At 66.7% G+C, this 18,927-nt stretch carries 17 protein-coding genes and 1 tRNA gene; 11 read left to right on the top strand and 7 right to left on the bottom strand.

The window, feature by feature from the left end; translation table 11 throughout:
* Positions 1 to 77 (top strand) — tRNA-Asp (locus AC1RCS_RS23430).
* A gap of 188 nt (positions 78 to 265) precedes the next feature.
* Here AC1RCS_RS23430 and AC1RCS_RS23425 read toward each other — a convergent pair.
* Positions 266 to 1,144: a LysR family transcriptional regulator gene (locus AC1RCS_RS23425; protein WP_492246202.1), complete on the bottom strand. Its 879-nt coding sequence runs from the start codon at positions 1,142 to 1,144 to the stop codon at positions 266 to 268.
* A 75-nt stretch (positions 1,145 to 1,219) separates the two neighbouring features.
* Between AC1RCS_RS23425 and AC1RCS_RS23420 the strand changes: the two genes are divergently transcribed.
* Positions 1,220 to 1,879 (top strand): GNAT family N-acetyltransferase, encoded by a 660-nt coding sequence (locus AC1RCS_RS23420; RefSeq protein WP_492246203.1) that lies wholly within the window; start codon positions 1,220 to 1,222, stop codon positions 1,877 to 1,879.
* 166 nt (positions 1,880 to 2,045) lie between these two features.
* Here AC1RCS_RS23420 and AC1RCS_RS23415 read toward each other — a convergent pair whose 3' ends face one another.
* The 3 genes from AC1RCS_RS23415 to AC1RCS_RS23405 form a co-directional block, all read right to left on the bottom strand.
* Entirely contained in the window at positions 2,046 to 2,804 is a 759-nt protein-coding gene (locus AC1RCS_RS23415; RefSeq protein ID WP_218297505.1) for a 3-hydroxyacyl-CoA dehydrogenase, read from the bottom strand.
* A gap of 132 nt (positions 2,805 to 2,936) precedes the next feature.
* On the bottom strand, positions 2,937 to 3,989 hold the full coding sequence (locus AC1RCS_RS23410; protein WP_492246204.1) for an extracellular solute-binding protein: 1,053 nt from the start codon (positions 3,987 to 3,989) through the stop codon (positions 2,937 to 2,939).
* Between the two features lie 317 nt (positions 3,990 to 4,306).
* Positions 4,307 to 4,855, bottom strand: a complete 549-nt coding sequence (locus tag AC1RCS_RS23405) for a phasin family protein (RefSeq protein ID WP_094290910.1) — start codon at positions 4,853 to 4,855, stop codon at positions 4,307 to 4,309.
* Between the two features lie 198 nt (positions 4,856 to 5,053).
* Here AC1RCS_RS23405 and AC1RCS_RS23400 point away from each other — a divergent pair, with 198 nt between their 5' ends.
* From AC1RCS_RS23400 to AC1RCS_RS23360, 9 genes are all read left to right on the top strand, one after another.
* A complete protein-coding gene (locus tag AC1RCS_RS23400; RefSeq protein ID WP_218338759.1) occupies positions 5,054 to 5,998 on the top strand; it encodes a histone deacetylase family protein in 945 nt (314 codons plus the stop codon).
* Positions 5,995 to 6,480: an acyl-CoA thioesterase gene (locus AC1RCS_RS23395; RefSeq protein WP_492246205.1), complete on the top strand. Its 486-nt coding sequence runs from the start codon at positions 5,995 to 5,997 to the stop codon at positions 6,478 to 6,480. The genes AC1RCS_RS23400 and AC1RCS_RS23395 overlap by 4 nt, the downstream gene beginning before the upstream one ends.
* Before the next feature lie 192 nt (positions 6,481 to 6,672).
* Positions 6,673 to 7,893: a nicotinate phosphoribosyltransferase gene (gene pncB, locus AC1RCS_RS23390; RefSeq protein ID WP_492246206.1), complete on the top strand. Its 1,221-nt coding sequence runs from the start codon at positions 6,673 to 6,675 to the stop codon at positions 7,891 to 7,893.
* Positions 7,894 to 7,910: 17 nt separating this feature from the next.
* On the top strand, positions 7,911 to 9,323 hold the full coding sequence (locus tag AC1RCS_RS23385) for a sodium:proton antiporter (RefSeq protein ID WP_492246284.1): 1,413 nt from the start codon (positions 7,911 to 7,913) through the stop codon (positions 9,321 to 9,323).
* 172 nt (positions 9,324 to 9,495) lie between these two features.
* Positions 9,496 to 10,491 carry a 2-hydroxyacid dehydrogenase gene (locus tag AC1RCS_RS23380; RefSeq protein ID WP_492246207.1) on the top strand — a complete coding sequence of 332 codons (996 nt, stop codon included), beginning with the start codon at positions 9,496 to 9,498 and terminating at the stop codon, positions 10,489 to 10,491.
* 80 nt (positions 10,492 to 10,571) lie between these two features.
* Positions 10,572 to 12,398, top strand: coding sequence for a DNA recombination protein RmuC (locus tag AC1RCS_RS23375; RefSeq protein ID WP_492246208.1), 1,827 nt, complete (start codon positions 10,572 to 10,574; stop codon positions 12,396 to 12,398).
* Positions 12,395 to 13,600, top strand: coding sequence for an MFS transporter (locus AC1RCS_RS23370; RefSeq protein WP_492246209.1), 1,206 nt, complete (start codon positions 12,395 to 12,397; stop codon positions 13,598 to 13,600). Before AC1RCS_RS23375 ends, AC1RCS_RS23370 begins: the two co-directional genes overlap by 4 nt.
* Before the next feature lie 113 nt (positions 13,601 to 13,713).
* A complete protein-coding gene (locus AC1RCS_RS23365) occupies positions 13,714 to 15,051 on the top strand; it encodes a surface lipoprotein assembly modifier (protein WP_492246210.1) in 1,338 nt (445 codons plus the stop codon).
* Positions 15,052 to 15,062: 11 nt separating this feature from the next.
* Entirely contained in the window at positions 15,063 to 16,016 is a 954-nt protein-coding gene (locus AC1RCS_RS23360; protein ID WP_492246211.1) for a FecR family protein, read from the top strand.
* A 21-nt stretch (positions 16,017 to 16,037) separates the two neighbouring features.
* Here AC1RCS_RS23360 and AC1RCS_RS23355 read toward each other — a convergent pair whose 3' ends face one another.
* The 3 genes from AC1RCS_RS23355 to AC1RCS_RS23345 form a co-directional block, all read right to left on the bottom strand.
* On the bottom strand, positions 16,038 to 16,901 hold the full coding sequence (locus tag AC1RCS_RS23355; protein ID WP_492246212.1) for an LOG family protein: 864 nt from the start codon (positions 16,899 to 16,901) through the stop codon (positions 16,038 to 16,040).
* 101 nt (positions 16,902 to 17,002) lie between these two features.
* The gene (gene crcB / locus AC1RCS_RS23350) at positions 17,003 to 17,389 is read right to left on the bottom strand and encodes a fluoride efflux transporter CrcB (protein WP_218297495.1); all 387 of its coding nucleotides are present in this window, start codon (positions 17,387 to 17,389) and stop codon (positions 17,003 to 17,005) included.
* 134 nt (positions 17,390 to 17,523) lie between these two features.
* Positions 17,524 to 18,834 (bottom strand): TRAP transporter large permease, encoded by a 1,311-nt coding sequence (locus AC1RCS_RS23345; RefSeq protein ID WP_218297494.1) that lies wholly within the window; start codon positions 18,832 to 18,834, stop codon positions 17,524 to 17,526.
* Positions 18,835 to 18,927 lie beyond the last annotated feature (93 nt).

The following is an 18,927-nucleotide window of genomic DNA, read 5'->3' as shown; positions in this document are numbered from 1 at the left end:
GGAGTGGTAGTTCAGTTGGTTAGAATACCGGCCTGTCACGCCGGGGGTCGCGGGTTCGAGTCCCGTCCACTCCGCCAGATTCACATGGCACAGCCCGTCGCTGGTTGTGTCGTGGTCCAAATAAACGGACTGCAGTATTGATTGCTGCAGTCCGTTTTTCTTTGCCCATTTCCAGTTGTTTTTGTGGGTTTCATGGCGGATATCGGTCTTGTCACTGCCACCCACCCCTGCATTGACGGCATGGCGGCGGGCTCCTGCTCTTCCCTCATCCCAGTGACTGCAGGGCCGCCATTGTTTCGCGCAGGCCCCGGTGCAGGCGCTTGTCCCGGCGCATGACGACGGCCAATGTGCGGCGCAGGGGTGGCGACAGTGGCCGTACTTCGAGGTTGCCCTGGTGCCCGTCCCGTACGGCCATGCCCGGCAGCACGGCGCAGCCCAGGCCGGCCGCGACCAGCTCCTTGATCGCCTCCACGCTGCCCAGCGACATGGCCGGCTGCAGTGCCACCCCCGCCCGCGCGAACCAGGCATCGGCGATCCGGCGGGTGTGGCCGCCGGGCTCGTACAGCAGCACGGGATGCCGCGCCAGTTCCTTGGCGCCAATCCGCGCCGGCAGCGCGGTGCCTCGCGGGGCGATCGCGACGAACGGGTCGTCCAGCAGGGGTGACACCTCCAGCATGCGCCCGCTGGCGGGCAGCGTGACCAGTCCCAGGTCCAGCGTGTTGTCCTCCACCGCCTGGACAATGTCGGCCGTGTTGCCGGTGCGCACGGTGATGTCGAGGCCGGGAAAGCACTGCCGCAGCGACCGCAGCACCGGTGGCAGCAGGTAGATGCAGGCCGTCGCGCCGGTGCCCAGGCGTACGCGACCGGTGGCACCGTCGGCATGGCGGGAGACGGCCTCCAGGGCCTCGGCCACCACCGCATCGATGCGGCCCACATGGGCCAGCAACTCGGCACCCGCCGCCGTGGGGCGCAGCACCCGGCCGACGCGCTCGATCAAAGGCGTGCCCAGGCGCTTTTCGAGCTGGCGCACCTGCAGGCTCACGGCCGGTTGGGTGAGATCCAGGCGCTGCGCCGCGGCAGAGAAGCTGCCGAGTTCAAGGGCCGTGGCAAAGCCGTGAAGCTGGTCGAGATTGATGCGTTCCATGGCAAAGAATTTCTCATACTTTGCATAATTTGAGAAAGCTTCTTTTATGCCTGAAAGCTGGCCACACTGTCGTTCATGCACACCTCGACGACCATTCCCCTGCCCATCTTGAAATCCACCCCGCCAGCGCCACCGAACCGGACTCGCGCAGCAGCCGCCGCCGGGCGCTCCGCACCCGTGGTGCGCGGCGCCAGCGAGAACGACCTGCCCGCCATCCAGGCGCTGTACGCCCACCACGTGCTGCACGGGCTGGCTTCTTTCGAGGAAATACCTCCGACGGTTGATGAACTGCGCGCACGGCGCGCTGCCGTGGTGGCTGCCGGCCTGCCCTATCTGGTGGCGGAACTGGACGGCATGGTGGCCGGGTTTGCCTACGCCGCGCCGTACCGGGCCCGGGTGGCCTACCGCCACACGGTGGAGGACTCGGTGTACGTGGCGCCCGATCTTTCAGGGAGAGGCCTCGGGGCTGCGCTGCTGGGCGAACTCATCCGGCATTGCGAGGCGGGGCCGTGGCGCCAGATGCTCGCGGTGGTGGGGCAGGGCGATGACAACGCCGGCTCGATGGCATTGCATGCCCGCATGGGGTTCGAGCGCATTGGTGCACTGCGCTCCGTGGGCTTCAAGAAAGGCCGCTGGCTGGACACCGTTTTGATGCAGCGGCCGCTGGGTGCGGGGGATTCGGTGCTGCCCGCCGCGCAGCCGCCGCGCCCGGCGCCGCAGCGGCACGCGGCCTAGGCTGGCGGACGCACCGCCGCGCCCCATGGCGCCTGGGGGAAGCGCCCGGCCTCCGCCCTGGTTCTTCCATGAAAAAGCCCCGGACAAGTCCAGGGCTCAGGAGTCATGGGGGAAAATGGTCCCAGCGCTTTCGCAACAAGCGCTGGATGCTATAAATTGAATAGCATCAGCGGGGTGCGAGCCGGATCGCGCCGTCCAGGCGGATCACTTCGCCGTTGAGCATGTCGTTCTCGAAAATGTGCTGCACGAGCTTGGCATAGTCCTGCGGCGTTCCCAGGCGGCTGGGGAAGGGCACTCCGGCCGCGAGCGCATCCTGCACCTCCTGGGGCATGCCAAAGAGCATGGGCGTGCCGAAGATGCCGGGCGCAATCGTCATGTTGCGGATGCCGTTGCGGGCCAGGTCGCGCGCGATGGGCAGGGTCATGCCAACCACGCCGCCCTTGGAGGCCGAATAGGCCGCCTGGCCGATCTGGCCGTCGTAGGCGGCCACGCTGGCGGTGGAGATCAGCGCGCCGCGCTCGCCCGTGGGCTCGGGGTCGTTCTTGCACATCGCCTCGGCGGCCAGGCGGATCATGTTGAAGCTGCCGATGAGGTTCACGGTGACGGTCTTGCTGAAGACGGCCAGCGCGTGCGCACCGTTCTTGCCGACCGTCTTTTCCGCGGGTGCGATGCCCGCGCAGTTCACCAGGCCCATCAGCTTGCCCATCGAAACGGCCTTCGCCACCACGGCCTGGCCGTCGGCCTCGCTGCTCACATCGCACTTCACGAAGGCACCGCCAATGTCCTTGGCCACGGCCTCGCCTTTTTCCGCCTGCATGTCGGCAATGACCACCTTGCCGCCCTGGGCGGCCAGCATGCGCGCCGTGCCTTCGCCCAGGCCGGACGCGCCGCCGGTCACGATGAAAACCTTGCCTTTGATGTCCATGTTCTGTCTCCAGTGAGTGACGTTAACGTAAACGTCAATTATGGCGCATCCGCCTGGTTTCCGACAGGCGAAAAAAAGCCCGGCGAGGCCGGGCCTGGCGCAAACCCCGCGCCGCGGGGCCGCACGGGCGGGTTACTGGAAGCCCACGCGGTCCAGCATCTGCTGCACCTTGGTCGTGTTAGCGCCCACCGCGCTGATCGGAATGGTCTCGCTCTTGAAGGGCGCACCGCCGGTCATGGCCTTGAGCGCGGGGTTGTCGATGCTGACGCCCTTGGCGGCGGGCCATTCGTTGTTGCCGTTGGCAAAGTAGTTCTGCGCTTCAGGGCTGACCAGATACTCGAGGAACTTGATGGCGTTGGCCTGGTTCTTGGCGTGCTTGGCCACCGCGCCGCCGGCAATGTTCAGGTGCGTGCCCCAGGAATCCTGGTTGGGGAACACCACGCCGACCTTGTTGACCACGGCCACGTCCTCGGGCTTGGTCGAGCGCATCATGCGCGCGAGGTAGTAGCTGTTGGTGACGGCGATATTGCATTCGCCCGCGGCCACGGCCTTGATCTGGTCGGTGTCCCCGCCCTTGGGAGGGCGCGCCAGGTTGGCCACCATGCCCTTGAGCCAGGCCTCCGCCTTCTGTTCGCCCAGATGCTCGGTCACGGCGCCGAAGAGGCTCAGGTTATAGGGATGCGAGCCGGAGCGGATGCACAGCTTGCCCTTGTTCTTGGGGTCGCCGAGCTCCTCATAGGTGTCGACGTCCGACTTCTGCACCTTGATCTTGCTGTAGACGATCACGCGTGCGCGCGTGGACAGTCCGAACCAGGAAATGCCCCCGTCTGCCGCTGGCGCGCTGCGCAGATTGGCGGGAATGGCGTCGCTGAGCACCTTGGACTGGATGGGCTGGAACAGGCCGTCGACTTCCCCCTTGTAGAGGCGGGCGGCATCCACCAGCAGGATCACGTCCGCCGGCGATGCCGTGCCTTCGGCCTTCAGGCGTGCCAGGATGCCGGCGTCGTCCGCATCCACGCGGTTGATCTTGATGCCCGTGGCCTTGGTGAATCCGCTGTACAGCGCTTCGTCGGTGGAGTAGTGGCGGGCCGAGTAGAGATTCACCACCTGGTCCTGGGCGGAAACGGCGCCGGCGGCAACGGCCAGCGTGCACGCGCTCAACAAGGCTTTCACAGTCTTCGACATGGATGCGTCTTTCAAGGTTGTAACTCTGGCGATGATAAAACAAACGCGAATTATTCTTAATAAATGTCTGGGGCGCGCCAAGGAATTCAGAGGGAATTCCTGACTCAGCGCAAGAGCCGGAAGGGTGTTGCCAGGACACGGGCAAAAAAAAGCCCGGTCATGAACCGGGCTTTAAAAGGATCCCTGAAACGGGGGTTTCGAGAGGATCCAAGGAGACAACTGGTGCGCTGTGGAGGGCTTCCGCAGCGCGTGGTTGAATTATCAGGGTATTCCCTGAACGCGGCCTAGAGGTTGCACTCCAGACCGCAGATGGCTCATTAGCGCTTGCGGGGTGCAGCGGTCTTGGCGGCGTTGGCAGCGGTGCTGGCCACGGCGTTGAAGTTGGCTTCGGCCACGTCGGACGCTTGCTTGACGGCCTTCTGCACCGATTCAAAAGCGTTGTTGGCGGCAGAGACGGCGCTCTTCATCACGGCCACGGCGGTTTCGGAACCGGCGGGAGCGTTCTTGGCGGCGCTGTCCACCAGGTTGGTGAATGCCTTTTGCGCGTCGGTGGCCTGGCTCTCGAAAGCCTTGCCGAATTCAGCGCCGGTGCCCGAAGCGATGTCGTACAGGTGGCGGCTGTAGGCGGCAGTCTTCTCAGCCAGTGGCTGGAACAGGCCGGCTTGCAGGGCCAGCAGCTCTTGCGCATCCTTCACGCCCAGGACGGCCTGGGTGTGGTTGGCGGCTTCCGACAGGGCAGCGCGCGAAGCGGTCACGTTCAGTTCGACCAGCTTTTCCACGCCTTCGAAGGCCTTGGTGGTCAGACCGAACAGGGTTTCGATGTTGGCTTTGTGCGAGGCCAGGATTTGTTCAGCGGTCAGCGTCATGTCATATCTCCTAAAAATGGGGCCCGGGGGCCAAGGTGGTTCGCGGACATCTGCGCTGGCCCTGACCTGGTGAGTCATGTTGCAGTGCAGCATGGGATGAATTTTAGGCACTTGGCGTGGTATTGCAAGGGGTTTTTGTTGCGCTGCAGCAAATTAGGGACGGCGCCCCAGAAATCCGCCGCTTGCCACAATCGCGTCATGCATGCCTATTACGCAGACCATTTCGTGCTGCCGCTTCCCGAGGGCCACCGGTTCCCGATGGCCAAGTACCGGCTGCTGCGCGACCGCATCACGCAGCACCTGCCCGGCGTGTCGCTGCAGGTGGCCATGCCCGCGTCGGACAGCGAGCTCGCGCTGGCCCACACGCCGGAGTACGTCGATGCGATTGCCGACGGCACGCTGGCACCTCCCGCCCAGCGCGAGATCGGCTTCCCCTGGAGCGAGGCCATGGCCGAGCGCGCACGGCGGTCCGTGGGCGCGACGGTGGCCGCCGCCCGCGTGGCGCTGCGCGAGGGCATTGCGGGCAACCTCGCAGGGGGCACGCACCATGCGTATGCGGACAAGGGCAGCGGCTTCTGCGTGTTCAATGACGTGGCGGTGGCCGCGCGGCTCATGCAGGTGGAATGGGCGCGCACGGAGGGCGCGGGGCGTGTGGCCCGCCCGCTGCGGGTGGCGGTGATCGACCTCGACGTGCACCAGGGCAACGGCACGGCGCACATCTTCCGGGGCGACCACAGCGTGTTCACGCTGTCACTGCACGGGGCGCGCAATTTTCCGTTCCGCAAGGAGCCCGGCGACCTGGATGTCGAGCTGCCCGACGGCTGCGCCGACCCCGACTACCTGCAAGCCCTGGAGCAGGCGCTCGAGACCCTGGAGCAGCGGTTCGCGCCCCAGCTCGTTTTCTATCTGGCCGGTGCCGATCCGCACGAAGGAGACCGCCTGGGGCGGCTGGCCGTGACACACGATGGCCTGGAGGCGCGCGACCGGCGCGTGTTCGACTGGGCGTGGCAGCGCCGCATCCCCCTGGCTTTCGCGATGGCGGGGGGCTATGGCCGCAATCTGGAAGACACGGTGCTGGCGCAGCTGAACACCTGGCGCGTGGCCTGGCACTACCACCAGCGCTGGCAGAATGTGCGGCCATGACTTCTGCCGCCAGCACCACCACTGCCGCTGCGCCCGCGCCGGCCGCCCGCCCGTCCCCGCAGCCGCGCAGCGCCTACCGGGCCTTTCGCCCCATCACCACGCGCTGGGCGGACAACGATGTGTACGGCCATGTGAACAACGTCGTGTACTACAGCTGGTTCGACACGGCGGTGAATGCCCACCTGATCGACCAAGGCGTGCTCGATATCCATGCGGGCGAGACCATAGGCCTGGTCATTGAAACCCAGTGCAACTACTTCGCGCCACTGGCCTTCCCGCAGACGATCGAGGCCGGCATCCGGGTGGCACGGCTGGGTGGCTCCAGCGTGCGGTATGAGGTGGGCCTGTTTGCGCAGGGCGAGCCGCTGACCGCTGCGGCCGGCCATTTCATCCATGTGTATGTGGACCGCGAGACCCGCCGGCCCGTGCCGGTGCCAGAGGCCCTGCGCAAGGTCCTGCAAGAGCTGGTGGTGGCCGGCTGAGCACCGGCGGGCCTGCTATTGATCCGTTAGCTTCTCGCGCTTCTCCCAAGGGCGCGAAGGGCCTTTTTCCCCAGCGCATGGCGTCGCATGCCCGTGGCACGGGGGCAGAGTCCCTGCACGGTGCGGGATGCCCCGATGGCCTACACTTTGAGGCTTTGCTGACCAGCCCGCGGTCTGAGGCCTGCCCTGTCCATGATCATCACCAGCCTGCTCGACACCGACCTGTACAAGTTCACCATGATGCAGGTGGTGCTGCACCAGTTTCCGGGGGCTCAGGTCGAATACCGCTTCAAGTGCCGCAACCCTGGCGTGCAGCTGGCGCCGTTCGTCACTGAGATCCGCGACGAGATCCGCTCGCTGTGTTGCCTGCAGTTCCAGGATGCCGAACTGGCCTACCTGCGTTCCATGCGCTTCATCAAGAGCGACTTCGTGGACTTCCTGGGCCTCTTCAAGCTCAACGAGAAGTACATCACCGTCACGCCACAGCACAACGGCGAGATCGACATTTCCATCCGCGGGCCCTGGCTGCACACCATCCTCTTCGAGATCCCGGTGCTGGCCATCGTCAACGAGGTTTACTTTCGCAACACGCAAAAGGTGCCCGACTTCCTGGAAGGCCGCAAGCGCCTGGATGCCAAGATCGCGCTGCTGCAGGGCGAGGGCCTGTCGGACCTCAAGATCGCCGACTACGGCACGCGCCGGCGGTTTTCCCGCGCCTGGCACGAAGAGGTGCTGCGGGTGCTGGTGGCCCGCCTGGGCACGGGCGACCGCCGCCCCGGCGCACCCGCGGGCCCCGGCCAGTTCGCGGGCACCAGCAACGTGCTGTATGCCATGAAGCTGGGCGTGACGCCGCTGGGAACCATGGCGCACGAATACCTGCAGGCCTGCCAGGCCCTGGGGCCGCGCCTGCGCGACAGCCAGGTGTTCGGCTTCGAGATGTGGGCCAAGGAATACCGCGGCGACCTGGGCATCGCGCTGTCCGACGTGTACGGCATGAGTGCCTTCCTGCGTGATTTCGACCTGTACTTCTGCAAGCTCTTTGACGGCGCGCGGCATGACAGCGGCGACCCGTTCGCCTGGGGCGAGCGCCTCCTGGACCACTACCGCAAGAACCGGGTGGACCCCCTGACCAAGACGCTGATCTTCAGCGATGCGCTCACCATTCCGCGCACCATCGAGCTGTACCAGCAGTTCCGGGGGCGCTGCCAGCTGGCGTTCGGCATCGGCACCAACCTGACCAACGACCTGGGCAGCCCGCCCGCACACGAGCCTTTGCAGGTGGTCATCAAGATGACGCGCTGCAACGACCAGCCGGTGGCCAAGCTGTCCGACACGCCGGGCAAGGGCATGTGCGACGACGAGAAATACCTGGCCTACCTGCGCCAGGTGTTCGACATCCCCGCGGTGGCATGATGGCCCGCGCCACCCGGATGCCGGCGCCCCGCGCGCTGGGCCTCTTGATCACCCTGCTCGTGTTGCCGGGCCTGGCCGTGGCCGCGGATGTGGACGGCAGCACCCTGTCGGTGCTGTGGGGCGTGCCCTTCGCGGGCATCCTGCTGTCGATCGCGCTCATGCCGCTGCTGGCCCCCATTTTCTGGCACCACCATTTCGGCAAGGTCGCGGCCGCGTGGGGCCTGGCGTTTCTGCTGCCGTTCGCCATCGCCTTCGGCCCTGGCGTGGCCGGGGCCAGCCTGGTGCATGCGCTGCTGGCCGAGTACATCCCGTTCGTGGTGCTGCTCACGGCGCTGTTCACCGTGGCGGGGGGCATCTACATCCGCGGCAACCTGCATGGCAGCCCGGGGCTCAACACCGCCCTGCTTGCGATCGGGGCGCTGCTGGCCAGCTTCATGGGCACGACGGGGGCCTCGATGCTGCTGATCCGTCCGCTGATCCGCGCCAACGACAACCGCCGGCACGTGGCGCACGTGGTGGTGTTCTTCATCTTCATCGTGTCCAACGCGGGGGGCTCGCTCACCCCGCTGGGCGATCCGCCACTGTTCCTCGGTTTTCTCAAGGGCGTCGATTTCTTCTGGACGGTGGGCCACATCTTTCCGGAAACATTGTTCCTGGTCGGTGCGCTGCTGGCGATCTTCTTCCTGCTGGACACCTGGTACTGCCGGCACCGCGAGGAGGTGCTGCCCGCCGACCCGACGCCCGACAGCCGCTCCATCGGCTTCGATGGGAAGATCAACTTCGCCTTGCTGGGCGCGGTCGTCGCGCTGGTGCTGCTCAGCGGCTTCTGGAAGTCGAGCGTGGCGTTCGACGTCGCGGGCACCCTGGTGGGGCTGCCGGGCATCGTGCGCGATGCGGGGCTTGTGCTGGTGACGCTCGCATCGCTGTGGCTCACCCCCCGGCAGGTGCATGCCGACAACCAGTTCGGCTGGGCGCCGATGCAGGAGGTGGCCAAGCTGTTCGCGGGCATCTTCCTCACGATCATTCCGGTCATCGCCATGCTCAAGGCGGGGAACCAGGGGCCGTTCGGCGCCATCATCTCGGTGGTGACCCGGCCGGACGGCGCGCCCGACCCGGCCATGTATTTCTGGGCCACCGGCCTGCTGAGTTCGTTCCTCGACAATGCGCCCACCTACCTCGTGTTCTTCAACACGGCGGGTGGCGACGCGGCGGTGCTGATGACCACGCTGGCACCCACCCTGGCCGCCATTTCCGCGGGTGCCGTGTTCATGGGCGCCAACACCTACATCGGCAATGCCCCCAACCTCATGGTCAAGGCCATCGCGGAAGACCGGGGCGTGAAGATGCCCAGCTTCTTCGGCTACATGCTGTGGTCGGGCGGCATTCTGGTGCCGCTGTTCATTGTCATGACCTTCATCTGGTTCCGGTAGTGACCATCCCCCTGAGCGGCTGCGCCGCTTCCCCCTTCTCTCATCGCTGCGCGATGGGAAGGGGGATGCCACCAGAGTGCAGCGGGGCGGCCCTTGCACGGTGGCCGCTGGTGCGGGCCGCGCCAGTTGCAAGGCACGGCAACCGTATCGATACATTGGAGACTAAAGATTCATGAGCAAACCCCGCATCCTGGTCGCCCGCGCCATCTTCCCCGACATCGTGGAGCGCCTGCGCGCGCACTTCGAGGTCGAGGCCAACCCGGACGACGTGATCTGGACCCCGGCCGAGCTGGCCGCGCGCCTGGCCGACAAGGATGGCGTGCTGACCACCGGCAGCCAGCGCATCGATGCGGCCCTGCTGGCCGCCGCGCCGCGCCTGAGGATCGCGGCCAACATGGCCGTGGGCTACAACAACTTCGACGTGGACGCCATGACGGCGGCCGGTGTGCAGGGCACCAACACGCCCGACGTGCTGACCGAAACCACCGCCGACTTCGGCTTCGCGCTGCTGATGGCCACGGCCCGGCGCATGACCGAGAGCGAGCATTACCTGCGCGCCGGCCGGTGGACCAAGTGGAGCTACGACATGTTCGCCGGCAGCGACATCCACGGCAGCACGCTGGGCATCATCGGCATGGGGCGCATCGGGCAGGGCATCGCCCGGCGCGGCGCGCACGGCTTTGGCATGAAGGTGGTCTACCACAACCGCTCGCGCCTGCCGCCCGCGCTGGAGGCCGAATGCAAGGCCAGCTACCTGGGCAAGGAAGAGCTGCTGCGCACCGCGGACCATGTGGTGCTGGTGGTGCCTTACACGCCTGCCTCGCACCACACCATCGGCGCCGCCGAGCTGTCGCTCATGAAGCCTACGGCCACGCTCATCAACATTGCGCGCGGCGGCATCGTGGACGATGCCGCGCTGGCCGCGGCGCTGCGGGAAGGCCGCATCGCGGCAGCGGGCCTCGATGTGTTCGAGGGCGAGCCCGGCGTGCACCCCGATCTGCTCACCGTGCCCAACGTGGTGCTCACGCCCCACATTGCCAGCGCCACCGTGCCCACGCGCCGTGCCATGGCCAACCTGGCGGCCGATAACCTGATCGCCTTCCTGGGGGGGCGTGGGCCGCTCACGCCGGTGAACCAGCCGGTGCCCGGCCCGCGTGGCCGGCAGTGACATCGAGAATTTAAGCAAGAAGGGCCGCTGGCGCTTTATTCATATGTGCAAGCAGCTATCAAAAACATAGTATTCCTGCCTTGACTACCGATACCCTCATCCTGCTGGCCGCGCTGGCTCTCGTGCTGGTTTTGCTGGTGCTGCTCATGCTGCGCCGCCCCCGCGTCGATCTGCCGCCCGAGTGGCTGGCCCGCCTGCAGGCGCTGGAACACACCGCCCAGGCCACGCAGATTGCCGTGGCCAAGAACGATGGCGCGCTGGACGGCATGGGCCAGCAGCTGCGCGGCTTCACGCACACCACGCAGGCCACGCTGGAGACCCTGCGCCACGCGGTGGACGAGCGCCTGGCCCAGGCCGTGGCCGAGTCCCGCAACGGCCGCGCTGAACTGCTGGCGGCGTTCGGCGTGTTCGAAGGGCGGCTGGAGCAGCGCCAGGCCGCGCAGGATGCGGCCCTGGCCCAGCGTTTCGATGCCTTGCAGAATGCCGTGGCCGGGCGGCTGGAAGAAAGCAGCAAGGCCCTGCTGGCCCATCTGGCGCAGGGCCAGGCCGATGCCGCCACCGCGCGCACCGAGCTGTCGGCCACCCTGGTGGGCTTTCGCACCGAACTCACGGCCACCACGGCCGCGCTGGCGGCCGAAAGCGTCAAGTCGCGCGAGGCGATGGGCGAAAGCGCCGCGCTGTTCGAAAAGCGCATCCAGGAGCGTTTCGAGGCCCTGCAGGCGGCCACGCGCCTCACGCTCGATTCGCTCAAGGGCGACATCCAGACCCAGCTGGGCACGATGTCCAGCGCGCTCAAGGACCAGCTGCAAGCCAATGGCTTCCAGATCAGGAACCAGTTCTCGGTGCTGCAGGATGCGGTCTCGCAGCAGCTCACGGGGCTGGTGCAGGGCAGCCAGCAAAACGCGGAGCAGCTGCGCAACGCGCTCAACGAGCGGCTGGCGGCCATCCAGGCCGACAACTCCACCAAGCTCGAGGAGATGCGCCGCACGGTGGACGAAAAACTCCACGCCACGCTGGAGCAGCGCCTGGGCGAATCTTTCAAGCTGGTGAGCGACCGGCTCGAACAGGTGCACAAGGGCCTGGGCGAAATGCAGACCCTGGCGGGCAGCGTGGGGGACTTGAAGCGTGTGATGACCAACGTGAAGTCGCGCGGCACCTGGGGCGAAATGCAGCTGGGCGCCATCATCGACAACGTGCTCACGCCCGACCAGTTCGCGCGCAACGTCAAGACCGTGCCGGGCAGCGATGAGCTGGTGGAGTTCGCCATCCGCCTGCCGGGCAAGAGCGACGAGCATCCGGTGTGGCTGCCCATCGACTCCAAGTACCCCGTGGAGCAGTACCAGCGGCTCATGGACGCGCAGGACGCGGCCGACAAGGGGCTGATCGCCTCGGCCGGCAACGCGTTCGAGGCCTCGATCAAGCTCGAAGCCAAGAAGATCTTCGCCAAGTACGTCTCGCCGCCGCACACCACGGACTTCGCCGTGCTGTACCTGCCCACCGAAGGCCTGTTCGCCGAGGTGATACGCCGCCCCGGCCTGGTCGAGGCCATCCAGAACGACTGCCGCGTGATGATCACCGGCCCCGCCAACCTGGCCGCCATGCTCAACAGCCTGCAGATGGGCTTCAAGACACTGGCCATCGAGAAACGCTCGTCCGAGGTGTGGAGCCTGCTGGGCATGGTCAAGACAGAATTCGCCAAGTTTGGCGACGTGGTGGAGGCCACCAAGAAGTCCATCGACGCGGCGGCCAAGCGTTTCGACGAGGTGGGGGTGCGCACCCGCGCCATCCAGCGCAAGCTGCGTGATGTGCAGGACCTGCCGGCGCCCCCCGGCGCCACCCTGCCGCTGCCCGTGGGCGGTGGCACGGCGGCGCTGCCCGGACTGGACGCGGAGGACGACCCGCTGTGAACCGGGCACTAGCCCGTCTGATCGCAGGGCAGGTCTGCGTGCATGCCAGCATGGCCGGCATGCGCCTGGCCGCGCCGCTGCTGGCGCTGCGCGAAGGGTACAGCGCGGCGGCGGTGGGGCTGCTGGTGGCGCTGTTCGCGCTCACCCAGGTGTTCCTTGCCCTGCCCGCGGGCCGGTACACGGACCGCCGCGGCCTCAAGCGCCCCGTGGGCTATTCGGTGGCCGTGGCCTGCGTGGGCGCGGGGCTGGCGGTGGTGTTTCCGACCTTTCCCGTGCTGTGTGTCTCCGCGCTGATGACCGGTGCGGCGGCGGGCCTGGCCACCATAGCGGTGCAGCGCCACGCCGGCCGCGCGGTCCATGACGCCACCGAACTCAAGCAGGTGTTCAGCTGGCTGTCCATCGGCCCGGCGGTGTCCAACTTCATCGGGCCTTTTTGCGCGGGCCTGGCCATCGACCACGCGGGTGGCGCGGCGGGCAGCCTGGAGGGCTACCGCGCGGCCTTCGTGCTGCTTGCGCTGCTGCCGCTGCTCAGCTGGTTCTGTGTGCGCGGCACGCAGGAACTGCCCAGCGTCGCCGCCGCCACGGGCGGCCCGCCCCAGCGGGCGTGGGACCTGCTGAACGACCCGCCGTTTCGCCGCCTGCTGATCGTGAACTGGCTGATCTCCTCGTGCTGGGACGTGCACGCTTTTGCGGTGCCGCTGCTGGGGCACGAGCGTGGGCTGTCGGCCGCGGTGATCGGCACCATCTTCGGCGCGTTTGCGATCGCCGCCACGGTGATCCGCGTGCTCATGCCCTTTGTCGCCGAGCGCCTGCGCGAGCGCGGCGTGATGGCGGGGGCCATGCTGGTGACGGCGGTGCTGTTCGGGGCCTATCCGCTGCTGGACAGCGCATTCGCCATGGGGGTGTGCTCGGTGCTGCTGGGTTTTGCGCTGGGCACCGGGCAGCCCATGGTGATGAGCCTGCTGCACCAGATCACGCCATCGCACCGCCAGGGCGAGGCGCTGGGCCTGCGGCTGATGGCCATCAACGCATCGAGCGTGCTGATGCCGCTGCTGTTCGGGTCGGCCGGCGCGGTGATCGGGGTCAGCGGCCTGTTCTGGGCCGTGGGCGCCACGGGGCTGGGCGGCGCCCGGCTGGCGTGGCGCATCGGCGGGGAGAAAAACAGTCAGGAGCCCGGGAAGAAGGACCCACATTCTCGGTGATTGGATGGTTTGGTCACGCAAGTGAATGAGGGGCGCGCGCAATCAGGGCTAGAGGGGCTGAGCAAACCGGGTAAAAGGGAGTAGATTGGCTCCATTCGACAGAGGGGGCTGACATGATCGTTCCGTTCTGGTCTCGGCGTGCGTGGCGCTTGGCCGTGGTGCCATTTCTGGTGGGGGCCCCCGGGGCTTTTCTTCACGCTGACGAGGTGCTGAAGCAGGCCCAGGCATTGTTGCACCAGGGTGATGCTCGGCGCGCTTTCGAGGTGCTGGACGCCCAGGAGGCGCAACGGGCCGGAGATCCCGCATTCGACGCGGCGATGGGGCGTGCCGCCCAAGCCGCTGGTCAGTACAGCCGTGCGGTTCTGGCCTGGGAGCGCGTGGTGGCTGCACAGCCGGACAATGCGGATGCCGCGCTGGAACTCGGTCGGGCGCTGCATGCGGTGGGAGACAAGCGGGGAGCACATGCTGTGCTGGAGCGCGTGCGCGCAGCAGGCATTCCCGTGGATGCGGCGCTCAGCATTGATCAGTTCCTGGTGTCATATGACCGGATGGGCCACGAAGGACGCTCTACCTGGAAAGGGCATGTCGAACTTGCGGGAGGCCATGATTCCAACCTCAATGCAGGGCCGGACCTGAACGCGCCTGCGTTGTCGCCTCCCGGGACACCCGCCTGGACTCTCGCCCCCGGTGCCGAGGCGCAACGTGCTTCATATGCGGCAGTCTCGGGCAATATCCGGGGGCGGCATGTACTGGATGCCCGGTGGTCCCTGATAGGCGCCGCCACCGCGGAGATGCGCGGCTATTCCGATGCGGGAAAGGCCTACGACAGCAGTCAATTCGATGCCAGTGCCGGTGTGGCCTACCGGGTAGAGCGCCACGAGTGGATGCTGAGTGCGCAAGGCGCCACTTACCTGCTAGATGGAAGTACCCTGCGCAATGCCGGCGGCGTGCTGGGTGAATGGGTCTACCGGATCGATGGCTTCCGGCAGTGGGATACCTTCCTGCAGGTACAGGGGGTGCGCTATCCCACCCAATCCCTGCGCAATTCCCGCCGGACCATCGGGGGGACCTCGTACATTCATGTCCTGCGCAACGGCAGCCTCTATTACGCTGGGGTCTACGCAGGCCTGGAGGAGCCCCATGCCGTGGGCGTGGACAATCTGGGTCATCACTTGGCGGGGCTGCGGGCTGGTGTGCAGTGGGCGTTCGACGCCAAATGGGCGGTGTTTACGCACCTCAGCCATGAGCGTCGCCGACACGAGGCGGTGGACCCGTTCTTTGGCGTGACGCGGCGCGACCGCCAGAGCCATTGGGTGGCGGGATTGTCGTGGGTGCCCGCACCAGGTTGGCGAATCACGCCGCAATGGGCTTTGACGCGCAATGTGTCCACGCTGCCCATCACTGATTACGACCGCAGGGTATTTTCGGTCGCCGTGCGGCGCGAGTTCTGAGGGAGTCCGTGATGCAGCCTAATTTCCCTTCTTCCCAATGGGCTCTGTGGATGGCCGTGGCGGCCGCCTGGCCTTTGCAGGGTTTGGCCGCGGCTGGCATGGTGCAGTTCGCGACAGGCGATGTGCAGTTGCGCAGAGGGTCTGCCGCCTCAGCCGCAAGCAAGGGCGTCGAGGTCGAGAGTGGCGACGTCATCGTGACGGGCACCGCAGGCCGTGCCCAGATCCGTTTTTCCGACGGTGGACTGGTGGCGCTGTATCCGGAGTCGCAGTTCACGGTGGCGCGCTATGCCGACGCGGGAAACGCGGCGGAAGACCATTTCGCAGTGAACCTGCTGCGAGGCGGCATGCGTGCCATTACGGGTTTTATCGGCAAACGCGACCCCCGCAACTACAAAGTCACGACGCCTACGGCGGTGGTGGGCATCCGTGGCTCCGCTTTCCTGATTGCGTTCAATCTCCAGGGGGAATTGCTGGTATCGGGCGAGCAGGACGAAATCGAGGTCTGCACCGAGGCGGGCTGTGTCGGGGTGAAGGCTGGTGAATCGGTGCGTGTGGTTTCCAGCACCCAATTGCCGCTGTACACGCATACGCGTGCGGTACTGCCAGTGCCGCCCCCGCCCCTGCCTTTTGTGGTTGGTGAACAGGTCGGTGGCAGCACGCAGCTTGTACCCGGTCCGGTTGCTCCCGCTCCGGGGCCTGTCCCCGTGCCGCCGCCACCTCCGGTTCCTTCCCCTCCGTCGGTGCCCGTGCCTGCGCCGGATCCTTATGAGCCGTATGTGCCACCACCCCCTGCGACGGGCACACCTACCCAGCCGCCGTCAACGCGTCCCCCGCCAGCGTCCACCACGCCGCCAGCTCCGCCGCCTACTACGCGCCCGCCCATCTTCACGCTGCCGCCCATCGTGCGGCCCATTCTCGTGCTGCCGCCGATTGCTGTGCCTCCTCCCCCTCCAGTGATCCGTTGAATCGGTTCACCGGGGTGCAAGTCACAGCTGGTAGAACGACTTGATCAGGCCCCAGGCTTCCTGCGGGTCGTCGGTGTAGTGGAACAGGCCCAGATCCTGTGCCGAGATCGTGCCCTGTTCGACCAGCACCTCGAAGTTGATCAGGCGCTTCCAGTAGTCCGTGCCGAACAGCACGATGGGCACGGGCTTGGCCTTTTTCGTCTGCACCAGCGTGAGCACCTCGAACAGCTCGTCCAGCGTGCCGAAGCCGCCCGGGAAGGCCACCAGGGCCTTGGCGCGCATCATGAAATGCATCTTGCGCAGCGCGAAGTAGTGGAACTTGAAGCTCAGGGTCGGCGAGATGAAGCGGTTGCCGCTTTGCTCATGGGGCAGGGCGATGTTCAGCCCCACGTTGAGCGCGCCCACGTCATGCGCGCCGCGGTTGGCGGCCTCCATGATGCCGGGGCCGCCACCGGTGCAGATGTAGATGCGGTCGGCGGGCGGCTGCAGCTCGCTGTGTTCCGCGACGATGCGAGCGAACTGGCGGGCCAGGTCGTAGTAGCGGGCGTTGCGCACGGCCTGGTGCGCGCGCTGCAGGCGCACTTCGTCGCCGCTGGCCTCGGCTTCGGCCAGCTGGGACGCGGCCTCGTCGGGCGCGACGAAACGGGCGCTGCCGTAGACCACGATGGTGTTCTCGATGCCCTGCTCGATCTGGCCGAGGTCGGGCTTGAGCATCTCCAGCTGGAAGCGGATGCCGCGCGTTTCGCGGCGGAACAGGAATTCGGGGTCTGCAAACGCGAGCCGGTAGGCGTCGGCGTGCAGCGGATTGCCGTTGGCGGCGTGGCTTTGCAGCTCCGCCCAGGCATGGGCCAGGCGGCGTTCATTCAGTTGGGTGTTGGCATCCATGGCAGATCAGGAAAACGCGGCCGGCCGGTGCGCGAGCGCGGGTCGGCAGTGGGTTGAATGGGGGGTGGTTGGCGGCCGTTGTGCCCGATTATCACGCACGATCAGGCGCGCCCTGCTAGCAAAAGAGTAGCAGTGTGGATGCCCAGCACGGTCAGCGTGAGCGAACCGAGCAGGTGCACGGAGGTGGTGCCCAGCGCGAGCAGGTAGCGCTGCTGCTGCAGCATGCCCACGACCTCGGCCGAAAAGCTGGAGAACGTGGTGAGGCCGCCGAGAAAGCCTGTGACAAGGGCCAGCCGCCAGACCGGGTCCAGCTGGGGCAGGGCCTGGAACACGGCCACGCACACGCCTACCAGATAGCCCCCAACGAGGTTCGCGGCCAGCGTGCCCCAGGGCATGAGCGCTCCCACGGTGTTCAGCCACATGCCCAGCCGCCAGCGCGCCAGCGCGCCCAGACTGGCGCCGATGCAGATAGCCACGACTGCGAGCATGGTGCGATCACTCCCCGTAAATTGGATGCGGGCGCTATTGTGGCCCACGCCGGCCGTTCACGGCCTGCGCCCCGCGGTGGGGCCGGCCTCGCCGCAGCCTTCCGGGCGCGGCGGCGTGGACCGGCTGAGGGCGGCTACTTCTCCACGCCCATGACCAGGTCGGGAAGGATGGTCACGATCTGCGGGAAGATCGTGATGAGTGCGATGCACACCACCAGGCACAGGAAGAAAGGAATGGCGGCGCGCGCGATGGTGTTGCTGTCCTTGCCGGTCATGTTCTGCAGCACGAAGAGATTGAAACCCACGGGCGGCGTGACCTCGGCGATCTCCACCAGCAGCACGATGAAGATGCCGAACCAGATCAGGTCGAACCCGGCCTGCTGGATCATGGGCAGCACCACGGCGCTGGTGAGCACGATCATGCTGATGCCGTCGAGCGCGGTGCCCAGCACCAGGTACACGACCACCAGCACGCTGATGAGCGCGAACGGCGACAGGTGCATGGCATTGACCCATTGGGCCAGCTCGCGCGGAATGCCGGTGAAGGCCATGGTCTTGGTGAGAAAGGCGGCGCCGGCCAGGATGAACATGATCATGCAGCTGGTGCGCGTGGTGCCCATCAGGCCTTCCTTGAAGTTCTGCCAGGTGAGCGAGCGGCTCCACAGCGCCAGGCCCAGCGATCCCACCACGCCGTAGGCCGCGCACTCGGTGGCGGTGGCGTAGCCCGTGACGAGCACGGCCACGATGAACACGATGAGCACGCCCACGGGGATCAGGTTGCCCGACTTGCGGATCTTCTCGCGCAGGGAGGAGGGCGGGTCGGCGGCGGGCACCTTGTCGGGGTTGCGCAGGCTCCACCAGCCGATGTAGCCCGAGAACAGCAGCATCAGGAGGATGCCCGGCAGGAAGCCCGCCAGGAAGATGCGGATGATGGAGGCATCGGCGGCCACGGCGTACACCACCATGGTGATGGAGGGCGGGATCAGGATGCCCAGCGTGCCGGCCGTGGCCAGCGCGCCCAGCGCCAGCTTCTCGTCGTAGCCGCGCTTCATGAGCTCGGGCAGCGCCACCTTGCTGATGGTGGCGCAGGTGGCCGCCGACGAGCCCGAGACCGAGCCGAAGATGCCGCAGCCCAGGATGGTGGTGTGCATCAGCCGGCCGGGCACGCGGTTGAGCCAGGGGCGCAGCCCCTCGAACATCTCCTCGGAGAGCTTGGTGCGAAACAGGATCTCGCCCATCCAGATGAACAGCGGCAGCGCCGCCAGCTCCCAGCTCGCGTTGCTCTCCCAGAACGCCGAGAACAAATTCTTGGCCGGCTGCGTGGAGGTGAAGAACGCCTGCCCGACCCAGCCGCAGATCGCCAGGGTCATGGCGATCCACACACCGCCGGACAGCAGCACCAGCATGAGCAGCAGCAACACGCCACCCACCATCAAGATATCCATATCGAACTTTCTGGGCCGATGAGCGCTATGCCCGATGCAGCCTGTTGTTATCGGTACTCACACCGCAATGCGCTTCCAGCGCACCGCAAAAAC

This window comes from Acidovorax sp. GW823-FHT01C06, from assembly GCF_058798375.1.
The sequence above is the reverse complement of the archived record's forward strand: the minus strand, read 5'-3'. Positions and strand labels throughout refer to the sequence as shown.